Below are 23,410 nucleotides of genomic sequence, written 5' to 3'. Positions count from 1 at the left end.
CCGTGCAGTCTACGCGATCGCCTCGCGCAACGTGACGGTAGCGAGGCCGCGCGCGGCGGCCGCGAGCAGCACGGTGTCGAGCGCGGCGAGGATGACCGGTGCGCCGGATGCATCGCGGGCGGCGTGGCCGTCGTGCAGCAGCAGGATGTCGCGCGGTGCGAAATCGTCCAGCAGACGGCGCGCGACGAGCGCCGCATCGCCGGTGCGGGTGTCGAAGCCGCGCCGCGTCCAGCTGGCGAGATGCAGGCCGAGCCGGCACAGCACCGGCTCCAGAAACGGATTGCGAAGGCCGGCCGGGGCGCGGAAAAACAGCGGCCGCGTGCCCGCGATATCGCCGAGCGTGTCCTGTGCGGCTTCGATCTCGCGCCGCATCGCGCGCGGCCCCAGCAGCGAAAAATGATGCCGATGCCGCTGGCTGTGGTTCTCCACCGCATGTCCGCGCGCAACGATTTCCCGCACGATGCCCGGATGTTCGCGCGCCCGCTCGCCGATGCAAAAGAAGGTCGCGCGCGCCTGATGCCGGTCGAGCAGGTCGAGCACGCGCGGCGTGACCTCGGGAGAAGGACCGTCGTCGATTGTGATCGCCACGCACGCGCCGGCCGTGTCCGGCAGCGTCGTCCAGTTGTGACCGAGCAGCGCGCTGCGCGGCCAGAGTCCCGCCGCCGTCAGCGCCAGATGCGAGGCCACGACGCCGCCCGCCGCCCACGGCCAGCTTGCGGGCGCCGCCAGCAGCGCGGCCAGCGCGCCCGCATGCACGGCCGCCACGCCGCCGACGAGCGGCGTGGCACGCCAGCGGCGCGGCTGTCCGGGCGGTGCAAGCGGCGCAGTCATCGCCGGGACTCCGGACGCGGCGCGAGAATCGCCGAAAACAGCAGCGCGAGAATCGCGCCGGGGCCGACCGTGAGTCCGAAGGTTTCGAGCATCGGCACATGCGACAGCGCGAGCAGGCCGAAGCCGAGCACCGTCGCCAGATTGGCGATCAGCAGCGAGACGAGCGTCTGCGGCGAAACGGCGCCGCGTTCGCCGTGCGGGCGGTAATTGAAGAACAGCGCGTAGTTCGAGCCGACCGCGACGATCAGCAGCATGCCGATCAGATGGAGGATGGTCAGCGCCTTCCCCGCCGCCGCCAGCCCGGCGATCACGACGATCACCGCCGCCACCAGCGGCGCCAGCGTGCGGGCCGCGCGCACCGGCGAGCGCAGCGCGAGCACGAGCAGCACGACGATCGCCGCGAAGCCGCCCAGCGACAGCCGGATGTCCTCGTGCACGTAGTTCTGGTAGAGCCGGTCGGCTTCGGCTTTCATGTCGACGAACAGCGCGTCCGGCACGTGGGCCTCCGCCAGCGCCGCGCGAATCCGCTGCGCCTGCAGGTCGGATCCCGCGGCGGCGCGCAGCGGCAGCATCGCGGTCCAGCGGCCATTGCTTCCGGTGAGCAGCGAATCGACGGCCAGCGCCATCGACGTGCCCTGCAAGTCGACGCGGCGCAACGGCGGCTGGGCGCGGGCCGTGTCGACATCGGCGATGAACGGCTCGAACACCTCCGGCTTGATACGAATGGTCTGCTCGCGCAGCGCGTCGGCGAGCCGCGTGCGCAGCGTGTCGGCGGGCGGCAGGCTGGCGATGCGCGCGCGTTGCGCCGCCTCGCTCGGCAGATAGCGCGCGGGGCTTTCGAAGCCCGCGATCACGCGTGCATCGACGAGCGGCTGCAATTGCCGCGCGACCGCCTCCGCGCGTTCGAGCGCCGCCTGCTCCGTCGTCGCCGACACCACCACGAGATAGCGCACGTCCGGCGCGCCGACATCTGCGCGCAGGCCGGCATCGAGATCCTGGCTGGCTTTCGGCACCGGGCTCAGCGCCGCGAGTTCCTGGCTCCACAGGCCGTGGCGCTGCATCAGCAGCACGGCGAGCGCGGCGACCAGCAGCACCGCGAGCGCGCCGCGCAGCTTCGAGGCGCGCGCCGCGCCGCGCGCGAGCAGCGTGCCGAGGCGCGAGACATCGCGGATCGCGAAGTTCGCCGGGAGCAGATACGGCAGCACGAAACGCGTGACGATGCCGGCCGTCGCCAGGCCGACGATCGAATACAGCCCGAGTTGCACGAGGCCCGGAAAGCCCGAGAAGAGCATCGACGCGTAGCCGCAGACCGACGTCAGCACGCCCAGACGGATGGTCGGCCAGAAGCCCGCGACCCAGTCCTTGAGCGACTGGCGCCGGCCGCCGAAACGCATGCCGGCGGATTGCACGAAGAGGTAGATGGAATAGTCGACGGCCTCGCCGATCAGCGTCGTGCCGAAGCCCAGCGTCAGCCCGTGCACCGTGCCGAACACGAGGCTCACGGCGGCGACGCCGGCCGCGATGCCCGTCAGCACGGGCATCAGGCCGAGCAGCAGGGTGGGCAGCGAGCGGTATACGGCCAGCAGCAACACGACGATCAACGCGATGCTCGCCGCCGACAGCCAGCGCACCTCGCGCATGATGGTGTCGCGGGTTTCGACGGCGAACACGCCCGGACCCGTCAGCAGCAGCCGATACGGCGACGCCGCCGGCGCGGCCTGCCGGAAGGCATGTTGAACGGCGCCGAGCGCGGCGCCCTGGGCGTCGGTGTCGGAGCCGGCCGCTGAAGTTTGCGCGAGCAGCACGGCGCGCCGGCCGTCGCGCGACGCCCACGCGCCGTCTTGCAACGGCGGCTGCGCGCCGCTGTCGAGCTGGCTGACGAGTGCGGTGACTTCGCCGGTCGGATCGTGCGGCAGCAGGTCCTTCGCCATCATGCCCGCCGACGATTCGAGCAGGTCGAGGCTGCCCGTCAGCGCATCCTTCAGACCCGCCTCGCTGAAACGCTCGCGCGTTACGTCGGGGCTCAACTGATAGCGATGCTCGAACACGAAGCGCTCGTCGCGCGCCTGCGCGACCGGCTCGCCGTTATGGATCGCGGAGAAACGCGCGTCGTTGCGCAGCGTGGCCGCCAGTTTGCGCGACACCTCGGCGCGCCCGGCCGCATCGCCGCCCTCGATGCCGACGAGAATCAGCCGCGACACCAGCCCGTCGCGCAGTTGCTCGACCAGCACGCGTTGCTGTTCGCTCGGCGTGCGCGGCAGGAAGGCGGAGAGATCGGCGGAAAACTGCGTGCGCGCAATCACGCCCGCGCACGCCGCAAGCAGGCACAGCCAGAGGATCACGGCGGGCTGGCGCAGCACCCGCCACACCGCGACGAGGCCGCGCGCGCCTGAGGACATCGGCGTCAGTGGGCGGAGGCGTCTTGCAGGCGCATCAGCGAATGATCGCCGTCGGCCTGTCTGATCTCGACGCGCGCCAAGGCAGCGCCGGTCCCGGCGAGCGTGATCTCGCTGACTTTCTTCTGCATGCGCGAATCGATCGGCACGAGGGTCAGCGTCCAGTCGTTGCCCTTGCCCGTCACCGACACCCGGTACGCCTGCTCCAGCGCGAAGCGGTTGCCGGCGAGCGTCGCGCGGATGCTTTCGATGAACGCGCCCAGTTCGGGGTAATTGCGCAGCGGGATGGTGACGGTATGGCCGTTGCGGTCGACGGTGAGCATGTCGCCATCGACGACCAGGTTCTCGGGCTTCGGACTGACCGTATGCTTTTCCAGATGATCCGGCGCGACGAACACCAGCTCGCCCGACGACTCCAGCGGCTCCTGCGCGATCTTCAGATAGCGCGTCTCGGTGAAATGCGCGCGGCCGGATTTCTTCGCGCCGAGCGTATTCATCAGGCGGTCGAGCGTCCACGCGGAGGAAGGCGCGTCGGCGGCCGTGGCGAGTGAGGAAGCGCCGCACACCAGCGCAGCGGTCAGGGCCGCGATCAAAACTCGCATAAGCTCAGGAATCCCGTGCGACTTCGGGCACGCAGGCATCTGCAGCCTGGGCGGCGCTGGATGCCTTGGCCGCGCGTTGCGGCGCGGACGCCGCATTGGCCTGCCAGAAGTCGAAATAGTTGAACCAGTTGTACGGCGCCGCCCGGCAGTACTTCTCCAGCAAGGCCACGTAACGCGTGAGCGCGACATCGACGGCGGCGGCGCGCTCGCCGCGTTCCACTTTCGAGAAATCGGCGAGCGTCTCGAAGTGGATATCGTAGCGGTTGCCGCCGAGATACAACCCCGTCATGAAGATGACCGGCCGCCGCAATACCGCCGCCATGTGCAGCGGGCCGAGCGGAAACGCGGCAGGCGCGCCGAGGAAATCGCGTTCCTTGAGCGTATCGCCGGCCTGACGCAGCGTGCGATCCGCCAGGATGCCGACCAGGCTGCCGGCATCGAGCCGCTCGCGCACCTTGAGCATCGCGTCCACCTTGCCGAGGCCGATCACGTCGTGATGCGCGGCGGGATTCACGGCGGCGAGGATCGCGTTGATCTTGCGCGCGTTCTCCTCGTACATCGTGATCGCGATGCGAATATGCGGCTGCGCCCGGCCGATCGCCCGCACCACCTCGAAGCTGCCGAGATGCGCGCCCATCAGGAACGCGCCGCCGCCATCCGCGAGCGCGGCCTCGACGTCCGCGACGCCGTGCGTGCGGATTTCGAACAGGTCGAAGCGTTCGTTGAGCAGATAGATGCGGTCGTGGATCGTCGAGGCGAACGAAAACACATGCCGATAGCCGTCGCGCCAGCCCGCATGCCGCCCGAGGGCGCGGTTCAGATAGCTGCGCGACGCGCGTCGCGCCGCCGGCAAAAACAGCACGAAGTAGGCGGTGATGAGCCGCAGCAGCACGCGCCCGGCGCGGCGGCCGAAGCGCAGCGAAATCCACGTCATGAAGCGCAGCAACGCGAAATTGCTGCGTTCCTGGCGCTCGGCCCAGTCGTCGCGGTTCATGCGCGCGCGCTTCATGTCGCTGACGGTGCCGTGAGCGAACCGCTCGCCACCGCTCGCGCGCCCGCGCGGATCGTGAAGCGGATCGCGCCGCTCGCCGCCGTCTCATACGCGACGTCCAGCGCCTCGCCCGGCGCCACAGGGCTCAGGAACTTGGCCGATTCGATCCGGCAGACATCGAAACGCTGGCCGAGCGCGATGCCGAGCGCATCGAGCGCGTGATCGAGCAGCACGACGCCCGGCACGATCGGACGCCCCGGAAAGTGGCCGGCGAGCGCCGGATGGCCGGGCGGCACGGAAAACGACAGCGCCGCGCGCCGCTCGCGTTCCTGCGCGACGAGCCGCGTCAGCACGTCGCGCGGCAGCTTGCCGGTGGCGTTGCGCGGCAGCGAATCGAAGAACAGCAGCGGACGCGGCATGAACGCGGCGTCGATGCGTTCGCGCAACGCGCGTTGCAATTCCGCCGCGTCGAGCTCCGGCGCGACGACGAGCGCCATCAGGCGGCGCACGGCTTCGTCGTCGGCGGGGGTGTCGTCGGGCATGTGGAACACGCCGTCGATGACGCCCGGAATCGCATTCAGCTGATGATTCAGGTAAGCCAGCGACGTGCGCTTGCCCGCGATGTTGATCAGGTCCGCGCGCCGTCCGTGCAGCAGGAAAAACGCGCCGTCGATGAGTTCGAGCGCGTCGCCCATCGGCACCGGCGTCTCGACGTGTCCGCCCGACGCCCACATGGTGGTGTCGCCGTTGTCATCGGCGCGCGGCGTCAGCGTGACATCGGGGAACAATTCCCACGCCGCTCCGCGCGACGTGCGGCGCGTCGCGATCTGGCCGGTTTCCGTGCTGCCGTAGATTTCCATCAGCGGCGCGGCGAGCCGCGCTTCGGCGTCCAGCGCCAGTTTCTCGGACAGTGGCGCGGTGGCCGACAGCACCAGCGCGGCAGGCGGCAGCGGCGCTTCGTTGGCGAACAGTGCGCGCAGGTGGATCGGCGAACTCACCAGCACGCGCGGTTCGGGCACGGCGGCGAGTTCGGCGCGGATATCGACCGGATAGAACGGCTGGCGGTTGCTGAACGCGAGGCCGCCGAGCAGGGCCAGCAGCACCGTCGATTCGAAACCGTACATGTGCTGCGGCGGCACCGTGCCCACCAGCGTGGCAGGCGTGCCGCCGAGCAGGCCCAGACGCGCCGCCGCCGCGCGCACGTTCTTTACCAGGAAGCCCCAGGTCTTGCGATGCGGCACCGGCGCGCCGGTCGAGCCCGACGTGAACACGTAGGCCGCGACGCGCGCGCCATCGATCATCGGCACATCGGTATCGTCGGCGCTGTCGACACAGGGCGCGGCGTCTTCGGGATAGCGCATGCGCGGCAGGTCGATCGCGCAGTCGTCGCTGTCGTGCAGGCAAAACGCGTCCGGTGCGAACGACGCCAGCGCGCGCACCATTTCGGGCGTGTGCGTGGACGGCAGCAGGCTGATGCGGCCCGACAACAGCGTCGCGCACAGGCTCACGGTGAAGCGGTAGCGGTCCGCGCAGACGTTGAACACATGCCCGCCCTCGGGCAGCGCGGCGGCCACGCGCCGCACGTCGGCGAGGAACGCGCGGACGCTGACGGGCGCGCCATCGCGCCAGGCGAGCGTCTGATCGGGCGATGCGTGGAAAACCAGCGGGAAGGTCTGCATAAGTAACGGGCCCGGCGGGCTCATGGCGCGCCGCGGCGCATCTGCGTGGACTGGGAATAGGCGCGGACGGCGTCCATGATGCTCGACGGCTTCATCCCCGGCAGCGCGATGCGCCTGCACGCATATTCGACGACGAACATCAGTCCGACGAGCGGCAACGAGAGATAGTTCGCGAACGTCGACCACGTGACGATGGACGCCCCCGCGAACAGCACCGTGGAGACGAGCGCGGTGGCGCTGAAGAACAGAGTCCACGCCAGTGTGACGCGGCGCGTGTAGCGCATGACGCGCGGCTCGATGCGGCCGTGAACGAGGGTGGCGAACTGGGTGCAGAGCGGCTCGCGACCGGCCGCGAGGGTGCGTCCGAAGGTCCAGGCGAGCGCGAGGTTGAAGCCCGCGTGCTCGATCCACAAGCCCCAGCCGAAATGCTCGACGAGCGGTGCCCGTCCGAGCCACAGCACTACGCCGGCCAGCGCCCAGAGCGGCAGCAGCCAGGCGCGCGCCGCGGAACGCGCGGCGGCGTTGAGCAGGATCAGCGCGAGCGGCGCGAGGACCAGCGCCAGGCCGATGCCGTGCGCGCCCGGCGTGGACACCGCGTAATGCGCGGCGCACTGGTACGCGACGATGCCGGCCACGACGCCCGCCGCGCGCAGGACGCGGGCGGCCTTCACCGGCCGGACTCCGGAAGCAGATGCACCAACGGCTGCGAGCAGGCTCGCGGAAGAAAAAGAGTGCGCACCATGAATTGCGGCTGCGGCGTTGTCGAAAACGCCCGTTTGTTGAACAAAAATGCGGCAGTCGCCTGCCTGACGCTTATTTTCTCGTGCGGGTGCGCGCCCGGTCTGTAACCGATTGTTCGATGCTCTTACAACCGTCGGACGGGCCGGATTCTACCCTACGGCCACCTGCGCCCGGCCCCGCGTGGAAATCACTGATTCTTCTCAGAAATTTCGCATAGGGGCCTGCCCTACGAGCGGTTACCTTTCCCACTAGGCGTCCCAAGGGGCTTCGTCTAGAATTTCGCGAACCGCAATTATCTTGAAATCAGGCCGCCGGAAGCGTGCGCAAGCGCGCGGGGCACTACCGCCGGGCGGCCTTTGGCGCGTTTTTCGCGCCGCTCTGTCAATACGATGAACGAACTGGAAAGAGAGCTGGCCGAGCTGATCGTCGCCGATCTGAATCTCGAGGACGTCGATCCCAAGGCCGTATCGGCCGATACGCGCCTGTATGAAGAAGGCTTCGGGCTCGATTCCATCGACATCCTCGAGATCGCGCTGCTGATCTCGAAAAAATACGGGTTCGAGCTGCGCTCGGACAATCCCGACAACCAGAAGATTTTCGCCAGCCTGGGCGCGCTCGCGGCACACGTCGCGGCGCATCGCACGCGCTAGTCCCCGTTCCGGCCCCCAGTCCCCTTGGCTCGGGCGCCTTCACGCGGGTGAAATCCAGTGCATCGAGACTGGACGGCGCAATCAACCAGCGGAGTGCAATCGATGACACAAGCCGAGCCATGCGCGCGCTCGTGACGGGCGGCAGCGGCGCCATCGGACAGGCCATCAGCCGGACCCTGGCCGCCGCGGGACACGAAGTCTGGGTGCACGCCAACGGCGGCATCGAGCGGGCCGAAGCGTGCGTGGAGTCCATTCGCACGGCAGGCGGCACGGCGCACGCCATCGCCTTCGACGTCACCGATCCCGACGCCGCCCAGCACGCCGTCGAACGCATCCTGGCGGACGCGCCGGTGCAGATCCTGGTGAACAACGCCGGCATCCATGACGACGCGCCCATGGCCGGCATGACGCGTCAGCAATGGAAACGCGTCCTCGACGTCACGCTCGACGGCTTCTTCAACGTCACCCAGCCCCTGCTCCTGCCGATGATCCGCACCCGCCACGGGCGCATCGTCAATCTGTCGTCGGTGGCGGGGCTGATGGGCAATCGCGGGCAGGTCAATTACGCGGCCGCGAAGGCCGGGCTGATCGGCGCGACGCGGGCGCTCGCGCAGGAACTGGCGTCGCGCGGCATCACGGTGAACGCGGTGGCGCCCGGTGTCATCGATTCGCCGATGCTCGGCGCAGCGTTCCCGCCCGAGCGCATCAAGCAGCTGGTGCCGGCGCAGCGCGCGGGCACGGCGGAGGAAGTCGCGGGCATGGTCGGGTACCTGGTGTCGGACGCGGCGGCGTATGTCACCGGGCAAGTGCTGTCGATCAATGGCGGGATCGCCTGAACCGGCGCATCCGCCGGAACGAGACCAAAACAAGGAGCGTGGATGACTGAAGCGACGCAGGCCTGGGACGTGGCCGTGATCGGCGGCGGACCGGCCGGATCGACAGCGGCGACGCTGCTCGCCGAGCGCGGCTATCGCGTGCGCGTGCTGGAGAAGGCGCGGCATCCGCGCTTTCATATCGGCGAGTCGCTGTTGCCCGCGAACCTGCGCCTGTTCGAGAAACTCGGTGTGGCCGACGAAGTGCGCAGGATCGGCATGGTCAAGCTGGCGGCCGAATTCGTGTCGCCGCAGCATGACGGCCGCATGCAGCGCTTCCTGTTCGCCGACGCCTGGGACAAGTCGATGCCGAGCGCCTATCAGGTGCGCCGCTCCGAACTCGACGAGATCCTGTTGCGCAACGCGGCCCGCCACGGCGCTGAAGTGAGTGAAGGGTGCCGCGCCCGCGAGGTCGTGTTCGCGGCGGACGGCGCGAGCGCCACCATCCACGCCGAGCACGATGACGGCCGCAGCGAGACGGTTCAGGCGCGTTTTGTCGTCGACGCCTCCGGCCGCGATACGCTGCTCGCCAATCACTTCAGGACCAAGCGGCGCAACGAGCGGCACAATTCGTCGGCGCTCTATGCGCACTTCCGCCACGCGCAGCGCAACCCCGGCGAGAACGAAGGCAATCTCACCGTGTTCTGGTTCGAGCACGGCTGGTTCTGGTTCATTCCGCTCGTGGACGGGACGACCAGCATCGGTGCGGTGGTGTGGCCCGCGTATCTCAAGCAGCGGCCGAAGGGCACCTCGGTGGAAGCGTTCTTCCGCGACACCATCGCGCTGTGCGCGCCGCTCGCGGAACGTCTGAAGGACGCCGAGCTCGTCAGCGAAGTCCACGCCACCGGCAATTATTCGTACACCGGCGAGATGACGCACGGGCCGAACTTCCTGCTGCTCGGCGATGCATTTGCTTTCATCGACCCCGTGTTCTCCTCCGGCGTGATGCTGGCGATGCAAAGCGCCTTCGCGGGCGCGGAAGCCATCGACACGGCGCTGGCGCATCCGGCCCGTGCCCGGGCTGCGCTCGCGAAGTTCGACCGCGACGTGCGGCATGGCCCGCGCGAATTCTCGTGGTTCATCTATCGCATGACGTCGCCGACGATGCGCAATCTCTTCATGGGCCCGCGCAATCCGCTGCGCATGAAGGAGGCGTTGTTGTCGCTGCTGGCGGGCGACATCTTCGGCAAGACGCCGATCTGGCATTCGCTGCGCGCGTTCAAAGGCGTTTATTACGTTACGGCGGCGCTCGACTTTCGCAATTCGCTGCGCGCCTGGCGCATGCGGCGCCGCAACCTGAGTGAGGCGGAGCACATGGAGCGGCCGGCCAATTGACCACGCCGACCGTCATTCGTCCCGCGCGTCTTGCATGGCTCGTGCTGCTCGTGGCGAGCTGCGCCGCCGCAGCCGACGAAGCGCCGCCTCCGCCCACGAAACCGCTCTGGGAAGTGGGTGTCGGCGCGGGCGTCGCCGCGTTTCCGCACTATCCCGGCTCGGACCAGACGCGCGCGTGGGTCTTTCCGTTTCCGTACATCGTGTATCGCGGCAAGTATCTGCGCGCCGATCGCGACGGTGTGCGCGGCCAGTTGCTCGACACCGATCGCGTGAACTTCAACATCAGCGTGCTCGGTTCGCTGCCCGTGTCGAGCCGCGACGACAACGCCCGCGCCGGCATGCCCGACCTGAAGCCGACCATCGAGGTCGGGCCTTCGGTGGAGGTGCATCTGTGGCGTTCGGCGTCGCGCGACATGCAGCTGGACCTGCGCATGCCGGTGCGGCTCGGCATCACGCTGGAGTCGTCGCCGAAGACGGTCGGCTGGCAGTTCACGCCGAACCTGAATCTCGATTTCACCGACGTCGGCCACGTCTCCGGGCTGCACGCGGCCGTGTTCGCCGGCCCGATGTTCGCCGACAGCAAATACAGCGACCACTACTACACAGTCGCCCCGCAATACGCGACCGCCGCGCGCCCGGCCTTCCATGCGAGCGGCGGTTACGCCGGCTCGCAGGCGCTGGTGTCGATGTCGCGGCGTTTCAGCCGCTACTGGGTCGGCGCGTTCGTGCGTTATGCGAATCTCGCGGGCGCGCATTTCGACGACAGCCCGCTCGTGCGGCAGAAGAGCGTGCTGTCGGGCGGCATCGCGGTGGCGTGGGTGTTCGGGCAGTCGTCGAAGATGGTGGCGAGCGATGAGTGACGCGCAGCGCAAGATCGGCGGCGCGGGCGCCCGCATCACGGCGGGCGGCGCGCTCGAATGCGCGTGGCAATGCGTGGCCTTCTACTTCGCGCTGCTGGTGCTGGCGCTCGTGTGTCTGACGTGGTGCCCGCTCGCGTGGCTGCTGCGGCGCGTGCTGTCCGCCGCTGACGGGCGGCGCGTGGGCCGCGCGGCGGTGCAGCGCGTCTGGCATCTGTATTTCGTGCTGCTGCGTTCGCTCGGCGCGTGCCGTTTCGATCTCTCGGCCCTCGACGCGCTCGCCGGCCAGCCGGCCATGATCCTCGCGCCGAACCATCCGTGCCTGCTCGACGCATTGCTGATCGCGTCGCGCGTGCCGGACACCTGCTGCGTGATGAAGGGCGATGTCGCGGGCAACGTTTTCCTCGGGCCGGGCGCGCTGCTCGCCGGCTATATCGTCAACGACTCGCCGGTCGGGCTGATTCGCGCGGCCGTCGGCGAATTGCAGCGTGGCAGTCCGCTGCTGCTGTTTCCCGAGGGCACGCGCACCGGCCTCGGCTCCGGTTCCGTGAATCCGCTGAAGGGCGGCATTGCGCTGATCGCGGCGCGTGCGCAGGCGCCGGTGCAGACGCTCATCATCGAGACGGATTCAGGCTTTCTCGGCAAAGGCTGGCAGATCTTCCGCAAGCCCGCGCTGCCGATCACCTATCGCGTGACGCTCGGCCGCCGCTTTGCGCCGCCGGGACGCGATCACGCCGCGCTGCAAGGCTTCATCGCCGAATTGCAGCGCTTCTATGCCGGCGAACTGGACCCGCATCGTCCACGCAGCTGACGGGCGGATGTCCCGCAGCCGTTAAAATTCGTCGCATCCCGTTTCGTTCGATTCCATCTCTCAATGCTTTCGTCACGCGCATCGTCCACGCATCTCGTCCTCATTCCGAGCTACAACCCCGGTGTGAAAGTCGAGGAAACCGTGCGCGGCGCGCGCGAGCAGTGGAATCCGGTGTGGGTCGTCGTGGACGGCAGCACCGACGGCAGCGCCGAACGCCTGACCCGGATGGCCGAAGCCGACGCGGGCCTGCGCGTGATCGTGCTGCCGCACAACCGCGGCAAGGGCGCGGCGATTCTCGCGGGGCTCGAGGAAGCGGCGCGGCTGGGTTTCACTCACGCGCTGACGATGGACTCCGACGGCCAGCATCCCGCCGCGCTGATTCCGCACTTCATGGAAAGCTCGCGCGCCGCGCCGGACGCGATGATCCTCGGCCGTCCGCGCTTCGACGCGAGCGCGCCGCAACTGCGCGTGCAGGGCCGGCGCATATCGAACGGCTGGGCGAATCTGGAGACGCTGTGGATGGGCATCGGCGATTCACTGTACGGCTTTCGCGTCTATCCGATCGCGCCGCTTGCCGCCGTGATGCGCTCGCAGCCGTTCATGCGCCGCTTCGACTTCGATCCCGAAGCGGTGGTGCGGCTCTGCTGGCGCGGCGTGCGCCCGATCAACCTGGACGCGCCGGTGCGTTATTTCACGGCGGAAGAGGGCGGCGTGTCGCACTTCCAGTATGGCCGCGACAACCTGCTGCTGACGTGGATGCACCTGCGGCTGCTGGCGGGTTTCGTGCTGCGGCTGCCGCTGCTCGTCTTCCGCAGGCTCACGGGACGATGATCACGCCGGCCTGAGCACCAGCCGCGCCTCCAGCCCGCCGCCTTCGCGCCGGTGCAGCGTCAGCGAGGCGTCCATCGCGAGCGTGAGCTGACGGGCGATCGCAAGTCCCAGTCCGGTGCCGCCCGTCTGCCGGTTGCGCGATTCCTCCAGCCGCACGAAGGGCTCGAACACGGCGGCGAGCGATTCTTCGGGAATCCCCGGCCCGCGATCCAGCACCGCGATGAACGCGCGGCCGTCGTCCTGCCGTCCGGTCTCGATCTCGGCGGCGCCCGAATACTTCAGCGCGTTATCGACGAGATTGCCCACCACGCGTTTGAGCGCCTGCGGCGGCGCCATCAGCGCGCCGCCGATACTGCCGCGCAGCGTCACGTCCTCCCCGGCATCGCGATAGTCGTCGGCGATGCTCTCGAACAGCGCGTCCGGGTCGATGCGGCGCGGCGCTTCCTGGGTGCCGTGCAGCGTGCGCGCGTAGGTCACGCCTTCCTTCACGAGCGATTCCATTTCCTGCAAGTCCTGACGCAGCCGTGCGCCCGTGGCATCGTCGTCCATCGTGTCGACGCGCAGCCGCATGCGCGTGATCGGCGTTTGCAGGTCATGGGTGATGGCCGCGAGAATCTGCATGCGCTGGGTCATGTACATCGCGACGCGATCCTGCATCGCGTTGAACGCTTTCGCTGCATGCGCCACTTCCTCCGGACCGCTTTCCGGCAGGCGGCTGGCCTTGAGATCGGGGCCGAGAGTGTCGGCGGCGCGCGCGAGCTGCTTGAGCGGCCCGGTCGCGATGCGCACCGCGAGCCAGCAGCACGCGCCCAGCACGACGAGCTGCAGCAGCAGCACCAGCGGCAGCCAGTCGGACAGCGGCATGCCGACCATCGGCCGCATGTCGATGGTGAGCGGCGTGCCGTCCGAAAGCTTCAGATGCACCTGGAAGTGTTCCTTGCCGCCGGGCACGGCGTTGACCGTCGGCGGAACGTGCGTGCCGAGGCCCGCTGCGGCGCCCGCGACCATCGATTGCGCAAAGCGCGCCGAGAGCGGCGCGGCGGACGGAGTGCCGCTTTCGCCCGGCCCGAGGACGAAGCTGTAGCTGCGCCGCGCGAGACGCGGGAGCCATTGCGCGCGTTCGTCCGGCGGCAGGTGATCGAGCAGCGCGACCGACGTGGCCACCTCGCGCTCGACGTAGCCGACCATCATGTGGGTCATCGAGTCGTCGCGTTCGTGCATGGTGAGCAGGAACGAGAAGGTCTGCGCGAGCGCCAGCCCGACGACGAGAATCAGCGCGAGCCGCGCGAACAGCGTGCGCGGCCCGCGCAGCAGCGCCGCAGCCGGAGCGGCGCCAGTAGTGGAAGCGGTGGATAGCGTGCTCATTCTGAGGGCCCGAGCGGTTTGACTTCGGCAGAAAACACATAGCCTTCGCTGCGCAGCGTCTTGATGTAACGCGGCTCGCGCGCCGTGTCGCGCAGCCTCTGGCGCACGCGCGACACGAGCAGGTCGATGCTGCGGTCGAAGGCGTCGGCCTGGCGTCCCTGGGTCAGGTTCAGCAATTGATCGCGCGTCAGCACGCGCTGCGGATGATCGAGAAACACGCGCAGCAGCCGGTACTCCGCGCCGGACAGCGAGACCATCGTGCCTTCGGCGTCGAGCAGATGACGCGCGGTGGTATCGAGTTTCCAGTCGCCGAAGCCGAGCATCGGGCTCGATTCGCTCACTTCCATGCCGGGCGGCAGCATGCGCGTGCGGCGCAACACCGACTTGATGCGCGCCAGCAGTTCGCGCACCGCGAAGGGTTTGGGCAGGTAATCGTCGGCGCCCATTTCGAGGCCGAGAATCCGGTCTGCTTCCTCGTTGCGCGCGGTGAGCATCAGCACCGGCACGTCGCGGAACTTGCCGGCGCGCAGTTCGCGACACAGCACGAGACCGTCTTCGCCGGGCAGCATCAGGTCGAGCACGATCAGGTCCGGCGCGCCTTGCTCCAGCGCCGTGCGCATCTGCCGGCCATTGGCGGCGAGCGACACGCGCATGCCGTTCTTCTCGAGATAGGACGCGAGCAGTTCGCGAATCCCGCGATCGTCGTCGACGATCAATACGTGGTCAGTGTTTTCCATCGTTGGACCGTGTTCGTTGACGCCAGGATTGCATCCGGCCCGGATTGACGAGCAGGCACTGGACCGGATGCGCCAATTCGGTGGCGAGGCCGCCTGCGAGGAAGGCGAACATCGCGAGCAAGCGTTTCATGCGGGAAGCTCCGGCGGGTGACGCGTTGTTTGCGTCGATGAATGCGTTATAGCGCGTCCCGGCGGATGGTTTGTATCGCAGTGTATCCCGCATGCCGGGCGATACATACGGTTGCCAACGCATGTCGCGGTGATTTGGGGCGCGCGCGCGGCCTTCGTATCTCACTGTATCTGCCGCATGGCCGATACAAAACATTGCAGCGGACCCGCTTGGCGGACACATGCCGGATACCTCCGGGCATTCAAATGCATCCACCGACGGCGCAGTGAGCACTTTCAGCCGACGCACCCGTCATCACTCATCACTCTCTCGTATGGAGCACCGATCATGATCAAGCACTTCGTTACCGCCGCCCTCCTCGCCACCAGCGCGGCCGCCGCCGGTTCCGCCTTCGCCAGCAGCGGCTACGGCCCCGCGCCGCACTACGACCCGCTGGCCGGCGCGCCCGCCTCGCAGCGCGGCGTCAGCGTGCAGACCCTCGCGCAGGAAGCCGCCGCCGCGCCGGCGGAGGCGTACGGCGGCATGGACGACACGCGCTCGCAATCCGGCGCGCGCGCCGTGGCGGTCAGCGACACCGCCCGGCTGTTCGCTCATCACTGAACCATTCAGCTCAATCAGCTCAATCAGTCATCAACAGAGGACAAGGATCCATCATGACCACCCAGATCGATACCGTGCTGTACACCGGCAAGACCCGCGTCGTCGGCGGCCGCGAGGGCCATGCACGTAGCACCGATGGCCGTCTCGACGTCAAGCTCTCGCCGCCGGGCTCGACCGGCCTGGGCACGAATCCGGAGCAGATGCTGGCCGCGGGCTGGTCCGCGTGCTTCATCGGCGCGATGGGCAAGGCCGCCGCGAAACTGAAGACGCGCCTGCCTGCCGAGACGGCGGTCGACGCGGAAGTGGATCTCGGCATGAACGGCGACGCCTATCTGCTGCGTGCGCGCCTGAATGTGAGCCTGCCGGGCATCGAGCGCGCGCTGGCCGAAGAGATCGCGCAGATGGCGCATCAGACCTGTCCGTATTCGAAGGCGCTGAAGAGCAATATCGACGTGACGATCACCGTGGTCTGACGCGGCCCGGAAGGGGCGCCCGCGTTAGACTGGGCGCTTCTCAAGACGACCCGGCGCCGCCGCTCCCTTATGGACCGAATCGACGCGATGAAAGTCTTCATCGCCACGCTGGACGAAGGCAGCCTGGCGGGCGCGGGACGACGGCTCGGCCGCTCGCCCGCCGCCGTGAGCCGGGCGATTGCGTTTCTGGAGGAGCACACGGGCACGGCGCTGCTGCATCGCACGACGCGCACCATCAAGCTGTCCGACGCCGGCGAGCGCTATGCCGCCGCGTGCCGCCGCATCCTTACCGATCTCGAGGAAGCCGATCTCCTGATCGCCCACGAACGCTCCGCGCCGCGCGGCCTGTTGACGCTGACCGCGCCGGTCGCCGCCGGCGAAGATCTGCTGCGTCCCATGCTCGACGACTTCATCGCGCGCTTTCCGGCGGTTTCCGTGCGGCTGCAACTGCTGGACCGGCCGGTCAGCCTGATCGACGAGGGCATCGATATCGCGCTGCGCATCGGGCATCTGCCGGACTCGACCCTGGTGGCCGTGCCGGTGGGCGAAGTGCGGCGCGTGGTGGCGGCGTCGCCGCGCTATCTGGCGAAGCATCCGCCGATTCTCCAGCCCGCCGATCTCGCCCGCCACGAGATTGTGTCGATGACCCATTTCGGCCTGGATTCGTGGAGCTTTCCGACCGCGGGCGGCGCGGCCATTCCGCAGGTCGTGCAGTTCGCGCCGCGTTTCATCGTCAACACGGTGCGGGCGGCGATTGCGTCGGCGGTGGATGGACACGGCCTCGTGCGGCTGTTCTCGTATCACGTCGCGAAGGAAGTGCGCGACGCGTCGCTGCAGATCGTGCTCGACGATCGCGAGCACGCGCCGTTGCCTGTACATCTGCTCACGCCGCACGGACGCCTTGCCGTGCCGAAGGTGCGCGCATTCGTCGATTTCGCGACGCCGCGCCTGCGCCGCGAATTCAAGCGGTTGCGGCTGGATTGATTCAACCGTTGGGCGGAAGAGTGTCTTCCATTGAGCGCTGATTCTCTCGGCAACCGGTCGAATATATATTGACTCCACAGGCAGGATGCGTAGACCGCGTCCGCCGCAGTCGTGGAGGCGGTATGAGTGATGCAGTTGTCGTTCAAACGGAACGCGGCACGTTCCAGGTGTGGCGCGGCGTGCTGGCCGGCGCGAGTGCGAGTCTGGTGGGCATCGGGCTGGCGCGTTTTGCGTACACGCCGCTGTTGCCGGCAATCATCGGCGCGCAGTGGTTTCCGGCCTCGACGGCCGCGTATCTCGGTGCGGCCAATCTCGGTGGCTATCTCGCCGGCGCGCTGATGGCCGGTGTCTTCGCACGCCATGCGCGCGCAGCGACGGTTTTGCGCGCGATGATGGTGCTCGCTACCCTCGCATTCGTCGCCTGCGCGATCCCGCTGTCGTTCGCCTGGTTCTTCGCGTGGCGCTTTCTCTCGGGCATCGCGGGCGGCGCGCTGATGGTGCTCGCCGCGCCGACGATCATCGCGCACGTCGCGCCGTCGCGGCGCGGTTTTGCGAGCGGGGCGATCTTCACAGGCATCGGGCTGGGCATCGCGGCATCGGGCACGATCGTGCCGTTGCTGCTGCGGCAGGGACTCACGGCGACGTGGCTCGGGCTCGCGGTGGTGTCGCTGCTGCTGACCGTGGTGGCCTGGCGGGGCTGGCCCGCGCAGGATGCACCGGCGCATGTCGCTCATGCGGCGCCGCGTCGTCACGCGAAAGCCGCGCGTCCGACCGCGTTGCGCGCGCTCTTCGCCGAATACGCACTGAATGCGGCCGGTCTGGTGCCGCACATGATCTTTCTGGTGGATTTCGTCGCGCGCGGTCTCGGCAAGGGTGTCGATGCCGGCGCCGAATTCTGGGTGCTGTACGGCATCGGCGCGATTGCCGGGCCGCTGCTGGCCGGTCATCTCGCCGATCGCGCCGGCTTCGGGCCGGCCTTGCGCGTGGCCTATCTGCTGCAGGCCGCGGCGGTCGCGATTCCCGCGCTGACCTCGAACACAGCGCTGCTGATGATGTCGAGCGTGGTGGTCGGCGCGTTCACACCGGGCATCGTGCCGCTCGTGCTGGGGCGCGTCAATGAACTGCTCGCGCATCATCCGGCGGAGCAGAAGGGCGCGTGGCGCACCGCGACGACGTCCTTCGCCATCCTGCAGGCGCTCGCGGCGTACGGCATGTCGTTTCTCTTTGCGAACAGCGGCGGCGACTACCGCTTGCTGTTCGGCATCGGCGCGGGGGCGCTCGTGATGGCGCTCGCCATCGACCTGTTCGCGGCGACGCGGCGAGAAACGCGATGAGCCCGATCATGTCAGCGGCCTTGCCGCCTGCCGGCTATGCCGAACGCAACGCCGACTACTGGCGGCGCAATCTCGCGGTGTGCGTGTTCGGCTCGTTCACGACGCTCGTCAGTCTCAGCATGCTGCTGCCGTTCCTGCCGCTGTACGTGCGGCAACTGGGCGTCGAGTCACAGGCGGGCGTGATCCAGTGGTCGGGCGTCGCGTTCAGCGCGACCTTTCTCGGCACCGCCGTCACCGCACCGCTCTGGGGCCGTCTCGCCGACCGCTACGGCCGCAAGCCGATGCTCGTGCGCGCGGCCCTCGGCATGGCCGTGGTGATGTCGCTGATCGGGGTCGCGCATTCGGTATATGAACTCGTGGCGCTGCGACTGCTGGCGGGGCTGATCGGCGGCTATGCGTCGGCCTCGACGGTGCTGATCGGCACGCAGGCCCCGCGCGAGCGCGCGGGCTGGGCGCTCGGCGTGCTGTCGACGGGCGCGCTCGCCGGCAATCTCGCCGGGCCGCTGGTGGGCGGGTTCCTGCCGGGGCTGATCGGCATACGCGGGACTTTCTTCGCGGGCGCGGCGATGATCGCGGTGGCTGCGCTGCTGAGCATCGTGTTCGTCAGGGAGGACTTCCATCCCGGCGATGCCAGGCGCCGTGGCGCGCGTCATGCCGCGGAACCGGCCCGGCGCACGAATTACGTGGTGGTCGCCGCGTTGCTCGCGACGGCGATGATGGTGCTGCTCGCCAACATGTCGATCGAGCCGATCATCACGGTGTACATCAGCGGTCTCGGCGTGGCAGGCGATCACGTGACGCGTATCGCGGGCCTCGTGATGGCGTGCTCGGCGCTCGGCAGCATGCTGACGGCGGCGCGGCTGGGCGCGCTGGCGGACCGGATCGGCAGCTGGAACGTGATCGTCGGCTGTCTGGTGCTGACGGGACTCGCGATGCTGCCGCAAGCTTTCGTGCACCACTGGTGGCAGCTCGCGGGACTGCGCGTGGTGATGGGCATGACGCTGGCGGGACTGCTGCCGTCAATAGCCAAGCTCGCGCGCAGTGCCGTCGACGAGGACAGCAGCGGCACGCTGCTCGGGTATCTGCAGTCGGCGCAGTTCAGCGGACAGGTGATCGGGCCGGTAATCGGCGGGCAGATCGGCGTGATGCTCGGCCTGCATTCGGTGTTCTTCGTGACGGGCAGTTTGCTGATCGCGTGCGCGGGGCTTGCGGGGTGGGCGCGCACGCGGTGAGGTTCGGCGCCCGGGTGGGCGCGCCTGGGAAGGTTATTCGCTCTGGGTGGAGGACGTATCGACGGAGTTTGTGTCCGGTTGTGACGCGGTGGGGGCTTCCGGAGCTTCCTTGGCCGGAGCGTCGCTGTTCACAGCCGTGGTGTCTGGCTGGTTGGCAGGGTCGGCTGCGGCGGGCGCTTGCTCAGCGGCGGGCTGAGCTTCCGGCTGTTGCTGCTCTGTCGGAGTCTGTGTTGGCTGTTGCTCCTGTTGCGACGGAGTCTGTGTTGCGGGCTGCTGGTGTTGCGTTGGAGCTTGTCCCGTCGGTTGTTGCTGCTGCGTCGTCGGGGCTTGTGCCGTCGGTTGCTGCTGTTGCGTCGTCGGAGCTTGGGGCGTCGGTTGCTGTTGTTGCGTCGTCGGAGCTTGCGGCGTCGGTTGCTGTTGTGTCGGAGCCGGTGACAACTGCAACTGCGTCGGAGTCTGCGCGTGTGCGTTGGCGAGCTGTGGTGCCGCGGCGTTCGGCTGCTGCCATGTCGCATAGTTCGCGTAGTTCTGCGGCGTCAGCGCCTGCCCATGAATATTCGACTCGTTGCCGTTGGCGTCAACCGAGTAGTTTGTCATGCCGGCTTGATTCGCCTTCGTTACGTCGCGGCCGTCGTTCTTGAAGTTGGAAACCGTCAACGTCCCCCCCGGACCCTCGTCGTGATCGTAGCCGATCAAATGGGTGGGCTTGCCGCTGCTGTCAAAGCTGTCCTGCCCCGCTTCCTGGCCATTTTCGTTGAACGAGTAAATGGTGTGACTGCCATCGGGCCGTGTAACCAAGCGGTTCAATTCGCGGCCGCTTTGCGGATCGAAATAACTCTGCGTGGTCTGCTTCAACGGCTGCGAGGCGGTCTGCTGATCGGGTGTTGTATGCCGCTGCGCTGCGGTTTGCATGGCCGTCGTCGGTTGCTGCTGGAGCGCGGTCTGCGGGGCGGCAGCCGTCTGGCCTTGCGGAGGAGGCGTTTGCGTGGCCGTCGTCGGTTGTTGCTGGGGCGCGGTCTGCGGGGTCGTAGCCGTCTGGCCTTGCGGAGGCGTCTGCGTGACCGTCGTCGGTTGCTGCTGGGGTGCGGTCTGCGGAGCCGCAGCCGTCTGGCCTTGCGGAGGCGTTTGCGGGACCGTCGCCGGTTGCTGCTGGGGCGCGGTCTGCGGAGCCGAAGCCGTCTGGGTTTGCGGAGCCGTTTGCGTGGCTGGTACCGTCTGCTGATGGGGTGCGGCTAGCGGAGCCGGGGCCATCTGCTTTTGCGAAGGCGTTTGCGCGGTCGGAGCCGTCTGCTGGTGGGGGGCAGTCAACGAAGCCGGAGCCGTCTGCTTCTGCGACGGTGTTTGCGCGGCCGGAGCCGTCTGCTGATGAGGCGCGGTCAGCGGAGCCGGAGCCATCTGCTTATGCGGAGTCGCTTGCATGGCCATCGCCGGCGGCTGTTGAGGCGCAACTTGCGGAGTTGTAGCCATCTGGTGCTGCGGACCCGTTTGCGGGACCGTGACCGGCTGCTGTTGAGCTGCGGTCTGCGGGGTCATCGTCGGCTGCTGCCCGGCGTTCTGTGAGGCATCGCCCATGGGTTGTTGAGCCAGAGGTTCGGGAGCCTGGGCCGTCTGTTGCTGAGTTGCTGCCTGAGGAGCAGGCGCGGCCTCCGATTGCGTATCGGCTCCGTTTTCCGGCGTGTCAGCCTCGGATTGCCACTTCAAATAATCCCGAAATTCATTCGCCGTCAATGGCCGGCTTTGAATATTCGTTTCCTTGCCATCCTTGCCGACTTCATAAGTCATCAACCCGTTCTGCCCCAGCTTGGACACCGTGCGACTGCCGTCGGGATGGAACTTGACCTTGGTAAGCGTGCCGCCCCGGCCTTCGCCGGGATCGAAACCCGTCGACTGGAGGGGCTTGCGCGAGGCGTCGTATTCGTGCAGCGAGCCGACGTTGCCGCGGCCGTTATAGTCCTTGACGCTGTAACCGCCGTCGGGTTTCTGAGTGACGCGGTTCAGGTTCTGATGACTTTGAGGATCGAGATAATCGGTGGTGGTTCGCTGAGGATAGGGGCTCTGACCAACGCGCATGGCATTCTCCTGTTCGAGGATAGTGGATGCGTGTCGCCGCAAAAGGCAACACGGCCGCACGACGCGCGGCCATCACAGTGTCGATTCGGAATGCCAGGCCCGGGCGGTATCCGGGCATAGGTCGAGCTTGTGTGAAGGGCCACCAAGAACTTGTTCTCCGAAACGCTGCGCTTCGGCTTCTCTTTGTTGGCCTCACAAATCAGACTTTAATCATTCCGTTGCAGTGCCGGATGCAGCACGCTCGATAGCTTCGATCAACGAGACTTCGAGCGCACGATGCAGACATGGCACCCCAGCAATCCGGTCGAACGTCGCCTGATGGCGGTGCATGAGGATTGGCTGTGTTTTCGCAGTAACTCAGGCGCGTCTCTCCTCTACTGGCAGGCAAATGAGGCCGACCTGCGCATGGTGGAGATCTATGTTCAGCGACAGCGCACGCTGTCGAATGCGGTGCTGCGACTGACCTCGCGCTTCGATCACGCAGAGCAATATGCTCGTGCGCTCGCCCAGGAAGTCATCGCGTTCTATAAAGCCAATTGCGAAGGTGCGCTTGCAAATGGCATCGCTGCCGACTGGCAGGCGCTGGAGCCGCAAGGCGAGACGCCGACCGCGTATCTGCTGACACTCACACGCAGCTTGTTGCAGCATCACCCGGACGTGTTCCCGGAACTGGTGTTGATGCTCGAACCCGGACAGGTCAGCAAGCCGGGCGCCTTCGAACGATGGCTGAACGAACTGCTCGATGGCATTCAGCGCGACGCATGGCAAGCGGATCGTGTGCGCTTCGTGCTGATCGGCACCGATGCCGATGCTTTCGCGTGGCTGCGTCAGCGCAAGCCTGAACACATGGTCGTGGTGCATGGGCGCTACGGCATGGAAACGCTGCCGCGTGAGTTGTTGGCCGAGTCGGATCAGCGTGGCCCGCAAGGTGACTTTCAGCGTTTGTTCGTGGAGTTGAGCGAAACGCTCACACATTGCGATGTGGTGCGACTTGAATCGGTGCGCGCCGAGGCGCTGGCGATCACGAGCGAGCAGGGCTGGTTCGATCAAAGCGTGACCGTGCATCTGGTCGCGGGCGCTGCGTACTTGAAATGGAACGAGCCTGACCAGGCGCTCGCTGCCTACGAACAGGCCACGCAAGCCGCACTGCAAGCGGTGAACGCTGGACATCCGGCAGGCAACAAACTGGCCGTCAACAGCCTGTTCGGTGAGGCGAGTGTCCACTGGATGCAGGGCAAGTACGCCCGCGCCGCCGAGCGCTACGAACAGGCGGCTTCGTTCGCACAGGCGGAGCAGGACGGCCTTCCTGGCGTGGAAGCGTGGCGGATGGTGGGCGAGTGCATGCATCAGTTGCGTCGCCAGGAAGACGCGTTGAATGCGAACTTTCGGGCGCTTGATGCTGGGCTATGGATCGATCCGGCACTGCGCGCGAACAGTAACGTTCAGCATGTTGCGCAGCAGGCGCTTGGGCGTGTCGGCGTCCTCCACCGGCAACGCAGCGAACTGACAGCGCGACTACGCGCCTTGTACGGGGAGAACTGGCCCGAGACCATCAAGCCGCTGCCGCCTGAGGCCATCACCGCGCACATCGAAGCTGGCAGCCTCAGGAACCAAGCGTAATGGGCATGCCGGCGGTCACGCACCTGACACCCGTCATCGGCGTGGACGTGCACATGATTCAGACGCCTGCGGGCGTCGTCATGCCCCTGCCGCATCCGCATGTGGGCTTCGTGCTCGATCCGATGGAATACCTGTCGACGCTGCCGGAAGGCGTCGGCAGCATGGTGTCGATGGGCATGATGGCGATGAGTGCGGGAGCCATCGTCAAGCTGGGAATGCGCAGTGTGAGCGCGGCGGCAGTTGCGGCTGGTGCGATGGCTGTTGCAGTG

General features: G+C 67.7%; 23 protein-coding genes. 13 read left to right on the top strand and 10 right to left on the bottom strand.

Going from position 1 to position 23,410, the window contains the following annotated elements:
• Positions 1–9 precede the first annotated feature (9 nt).
• The 6 genes from QCE83_RS23515 to QCE83_RS23490 are packed head-to-tail and all read right to left on the bottom strand — an operon-like array spanning position 10 to position 7,170.
• A complete protein-coding gene (locus QCE83_RS23515) occupies positions 10–831 on the bottom strand; it encodes a polysaccharide deacetylase family protein (RefSeq protein WP_309816933.1) in 822 nt (273 codons plus the stop codon).
• The gene (locus QCE83_RS23510) at positions 828–3,230 is read right to left on the bottom strand and encodes an MMPL family transporter (RefSeq protein WP_309816923.1); all 2,403 of its coding nucleotides are present in this window, start codon (positions 3,228–3,230) and stop codon (positions 828–830) included. Before QCE83_RS23510 ends, QCE83_RS23515 begins: the two co-directional genes overlap by 4 nt.
• A 5-nt stretch (positions 3,231–3,235) precedes the next feature.
• Positions 3,236–3,829, bottom strand: coding sequence for an outer membrane lipoprotein carrier protein LolA (locus tag QCE83_RS23505; protein WP_309816920.1), 594 nt, complete (start codon positions 3,827–3,829; stop codon positions 3,236–3,238).
• Between the two features lie 4 nt (positions 3,830–3,833).
• Complete coding sequence (locus QCE83_RS23500) at positions 3,834–4,823, bottom strand: acyl-CoA synthetase (protein ID WP_309816913.1); 990 nt, start codon at positions 4,821–4,823, stop codon at positions 3,834–3,836.
• Positions 4,824–4,834: 11 nt separating this feature from the next.
• Positions 4,835–6,499: an AMP-binding protein gene (locus QCE83_RS23495; protein ID WP_309816904.1), complete on the bottom strand. Its 1,665-nt coding sequence runs from the start codon at positions 6,497–6,499 to the stop codon at positions 4,835–4,837.
• A gap of 20 nt (positions 6,500–6,519) precedes the next feature.
• Positions 6,520–7,170 (bottom strand): hypothetical protein, encoded by a 651-nt coding sequence (locus QCE83_RS23490; protein WP_309816893.1) that lies wholly within the window; start codon positions 7,168–7,170, stop codon positions 6,520–6,522.
• Between the two features lie 426 nt (positions 7,171–7,596).
• Here QCE83_RS23490 and QCE83_RS23485 point away from each other — a divergent pair, with 426 nt between their 5' ends.
• From QCE83_RS23485 to QCE83_RS23460, 6 genes are all read left to right on the top strand, one after another.
• Positions 7,597–7,890, top strand: coding sequence for a phosphopantetheine-binding protein (locus QCE83_RS23485; protein WP_309816890.1), 294 nt, complete (start codon positions 7,597–7,599; stop codon positions 7,888–7,890).
• Between the two features lie 119 nt (positions 7,891–8,009).
• The gene (gene fabG / locus QCE83_RS23480) at positions 8,010–8,726 is read left to right on the top strand and encodes a 3-oxoacyl-ACP reductase FabG (RefSeq protein WP_309816887.1); all 717 of its coding nucleotides are present in this window, start codon (positions 8,010–8,012) and stop codon (positions 8,724–8,726) included.
• Between the two features lie 42 nt (positions 8,727–8,768).
• On the top strand, positions 8,769–10,097 hold the full coding sequence (locus QCE83_RS23475) for an NAD(P)/FAD-dependent oxidoreductase (RefSeq protein ID WP_309816884.1): 1,329 nt from the start codon (positions 8,769–8,771) through the stop codon (positions 10,095–10,097).
• On the top strand, positions 10,094–10,957 hold the full coding sequence (locus tag QCE83_RS23470; RefSeq protein WP_309816881.1) for a MipA/OmpV family protein: 864 nt from the start codon (positions 10,094–10,096) through the stop codon (positions 10,955–10,957). The genes QCE83_RS23475 and QCE83_RS23470 overlap by 4 nt, the downstream gene beginning before the upstream one ends.
• Positions 10,950–11,765, top strand: coding sequence for a lysophospholipid acyltransferase family protein (locus QCE83_RS23465; RefSeq protein ID WP_309816880.1), 816 nt, complete (start codon positions 10,950–10,952; stop codon positions 11,763–11,765). The genes QCE83_RS23470 and QCE83_RS23465 overlap by 8 nt, the downstream gene beginning before the upstream one ends.
• 63 nt (positions 11,766–11,828) lie before the next feature.
• Positions 11,829–12,596, top strand: a complete 768-nt coding sequence (locus QCE83_RS23460; protein ID WP_309816877.1) for a glycosyltransferase family 2 protein — start codon at positions 11,829–11,831, stop codon at positions 12,594–12,596.
• Here QCE83_RS23460 and QCE83_RS23455 read toward each other — a convergent pair whose 3' ends face one another.
• Genes QCE83_RS23455 through QCE83_RS23445 form a run of 3 tightly spaced genes read right to left on the bottom strand, consistent with a single transcriptional unit; the run spans position 12,597 to position 14,828 of the window.
• Positions 12,597–13,961: a HAMP domain-containing sensor histidine kinase gene (locus QCE83_RS23455; RefSeq protein ID WP_309816874.1), complete on the bottom strand. Its 1,365-nt coding sequence runs from the start codon at positions 13,959–13,961 to the stop codon at positions 12,597–12,599. It lies immediately after the preceding gene.
• Positions 13,958–14,698 carry a response regulator gene (locus tag QCE83_RS23450; RefSeq protein WP_309816871.1) on the bottom strand — a complete coding sequence of 247 codons (741 nt, stop codon included), beginning with the start codon at positions 14,696–14,698 and terminating at the stop codon, positions 13,958–13,960. The genes QCE83_RS23455 and QCE83_RS23450 overlap by 4 nt, the downstream gene beginning before the upstream one ends.
• Positions 14,685–14,828, bottom strand: a complete 144-nt coding sequence (locus QCE83_RS23445; protein ID WP_309816868.1) for a hypothetical protein — start codon at positions 14,826–14,828, stop codon at positions 14,685–14,687. The genes QCE83_RS23450 and QCE83_RS23445 overlap by 14 nt, the downstream gene beginning before the upstream one ends.
• 327 nt (positions 14,829–15,155) lie before the next feature.
• On the opposite strand from QCE83_RS23445, the gene QCE83_RS23440 reads away from it, so the two are divergent.
• The 5 genes from QCE83_RS23440 (at position 15,156) to QCE83_RS23420 (ending at position 19,451) form a co-directional block, all read left to right on the top strand.
• Positions 15,156–15,428 carry a hypothetical protein gene (locus QCE83_RS23440; RefSeq protein ID WP_309816865.1) on the top strand — a complete coding sequence of 91 codons (273 nt, stop codon included), beginning with the start codon at positions 15,156–15,158 and terminating at the stop codon, positions 15,426–15,428.
• 53 nt (positions 15,429–15,481) lie between these two features.
• Entirely contained in the window at positions 15,482–15,901 is a 420-nt protein-coding gene (locus tag QCE83_RS23435; RefSeq protein WP_309816862.1) for an organic hydroperoxide resistance protein, read from the top strand.
• A 69-nt stretch (positions 15,902–15,970) separates the two neighbouring features.
• Positions 15,971–16,885 (top strand): LysR family transcriptional regulator, encoded by a 915-nt coding sequence (locus QCE83_RS23430; protein ID WP_309816860.1) that lies wholly within the window; start codon positions 15,971–15,973, stop codon positions 16,883–16,885.
• A 122-nt stretch (positions 16,886–17,007) separates the two neighbouring features.
• Positions 17,008–18,219, top strand: a complete 1,212-nt coding sequence (locus QCE83_RS23425; protein ID WP_309816857.1) for a YbfB/YjiJ family MFS transporter — start codon at positions 17,008–17,010, stop codon at positions 18,217–18,219.
• Between the two features lie 8 nt (positions 18,220–18,227).
• The gene (locus QCE83_RS23420) at positions 18,228–19,451 is read left to right on the top strand and encodes an MFS transporter (RefSeq protein WP_309816854.1); all 1,224 of its coding nucleotides are present in this window, start codon (positions 18,228–18,230) and stop codon (positions 19,449–19,451) included.
• A gap of 33 nt (positions 19,452–19,484) precedes the next feature.
• Here QCE83_RS23420 and QCE83_RS23415 read toward each other — a convergent pair whose 3' ends face one another.
• Entirely contained in the window at positions 19,485–21,521 is a 2,037-nt protein-coding gene (locus tag QCE83_RS23415; protein WP_309816851.1) for a hypothetical protein, read from the bottom strand.
• A 276-nt stretch (positions 21,522–21,797) separates the two neighbouring features.
• On the opposite strand from QCE83_RS23415, the gene QCE83_RS23410 reads away from it, so the two are divergent.
• Positions 21,798–23,141, top strand: a complete 1,344-nt coding sequence (locus QCE83_RS23410) for a tetratricopeptide repeat protein (RefSeq protein ID WP_309816848.1) — start codon at positions 21,798–21,800, stop codon at positions 23,139–23,141.
• Positions 23,141–23,410, top strand: a 270-nt coding sequence (locus QCE83_RS23405) for a hypothetical protein (RefSeq protein ID WP_309816845.1), incomplete at its 3' end; no start/stop codon positions are given. The genes QCE83_RS23410 and QCE83_RS23405, both read left to right, overlap by 1 nt.

Origin of the sequence: Caballeronia sp. LZ034LL (assembly GCF_031451215.1) — a bacterium.
Lineage (GTDB): Bacteria > Pseudomonadota > Gammaproteobacteria > Burkholderiales > Burkholderiaceae > Caballeronia.
Note: the sequence above shows the minus strand (reverse complement) of the source record. Positions and strands in the feature narration are given on the sequence as shown.

Excerpts from the sequence above, each read along its gene's own strand:
- QCE83_RS23440 (WP_309816865.1), top strand. The coding sequence starts at position 15,156 with ATGATCAAGCACTTCGTTACCGCCGCCCTCCTCGCCACCAGCGCGGCC.
- QCE83_RS23505 (WP_309816920.1), bottom strand. The coding sequence starts at position 3,829 with ATGCGAGTTTTGATCGCGGCCCTGACCGCTGCGCTGGTGTGCGGCGCT.
- QCE83_RS23415 (WP_309816851.1), bottom strand. The coding sequence starts at position 21,521 with ATGCGCGTTGGTCAGAGCCCCTATCCTCAGCGAACCACCACCGATTAT.
- QCE83_RS23425 (WP_309816857.1), top strand. The coding sequence starts at position 17,008 with ATGAGTGATGCAGTTGTCGTTCAAACGGAACGCGGCACGTTCCAGGTG.
- QCE83_RS23455 (WP_309816874.1), bottom strand. The coding sequence starts at position 13,961 with ATGAGCACGCTATCCACCGCTTCCACTACTGGCGCCGCTCCGGCTGCG.
- QCE83_RS23460 (WP_309816877.1), top strand. The coding sequence starts at position 11,829 with ATGCTTTCGTCACGCGCATCGTCCACGCATCTCGTCCTCATTCCGAGC.
- QCE83_RS23510 (WP_309816923.1), bottom strand. The coding sequence starts at position 3,230 with ATGTCCTCAGGCGCGCGCGGCCTCGTCGCGGTGTGGCGGGTGCTGCGC.
- QCE83_RS23500 (WP_309816913.1), bottom strand. The coding sequence starts at position 4,823 with ATGAACCGCGACGACTGGGCCGAGCGCCAGGAACGCAGCAATTTCGCG.
- QCE83_RS23430 (WP_309816860.1), top strand. The coding sequence starts at position 15,971 with ATGGACCGAATCGACGCGATGAAAGTCTTCATCGCCACGCTGGACGAA.
- QCE83_RS23515 (WP_309816933.1), bottom strand. The coding sequence starts at position 831 with ATGACTGCGCCGCTTGCACCGCCCGGACAGCCGCGCCGCTGGCGTGCC.
- QCE83_RS23465 (WP_309816880.1), top strand. The coding sequence starts at position 10,950 with ATGAGTGACGCGCAGCGCAAGATCGGCGGCGCGGGCGCCCGCATCACG.
- QCE83_RS23475 (WP_309816884.1), top strand. The coding sequence starts at position 8,769 with ATGACTGAAGCGACGCAGGCCTGGGACGTGGCCGTGATCGGCGGCGGA.
- QCE83_RS23435 (WP_309816862.1), top strand. The coding sequence starts at position 15,482 with ATGACCACCCAGATCGATACCGTGCTGTACACCGGCAAGACCCGCGTC.
- QCE83_RS23495 (WP_309816904.1), bottom strand. The coding sequence starts at position 6,499 with ATGCAGACCTTCCCGCTGGTTTTCCACGCATCGCCCGATCAGACGCTC.
- QCE83_RS23420 (WP_309816854.1), top strand. The coding sequence starts at position 18,228 with ATGTCAGCGGCCTTGCCGCCTGCCGGCTATGCCGAACGCAACGCCGAC.
- QCE83_RS23445 (WP_309816868.1), bottom strand. The coding sequence starts at position 14,828 with ATGAAACGCTTGCTCGCGATGTTCGCCTTCCTCGCAGGCGGCCTCGCC.
- QCE83_RS23450 (WP_309816871.1), bottom strand. The coding sequence starts at position 14,698 with ATGGAAAACACTGACCACGTATTGATCGTCGACGACGATCGCGGGATT.
- fabG (WP_309816887.1), top strand. The coding sequence starts at position 8,010 with ATGCGCGCGCTCGTGACGGGCGGCAGCGGCGCCATCGGACAGGCCATC.
- QCE83_RS23410 (WP_309816848.1), top strand. The coding sequence starts at position 21,798 with ATGCAGACATGGCACCCCAGCAATCCGGTCGAACGTCGCCTGATGGCG.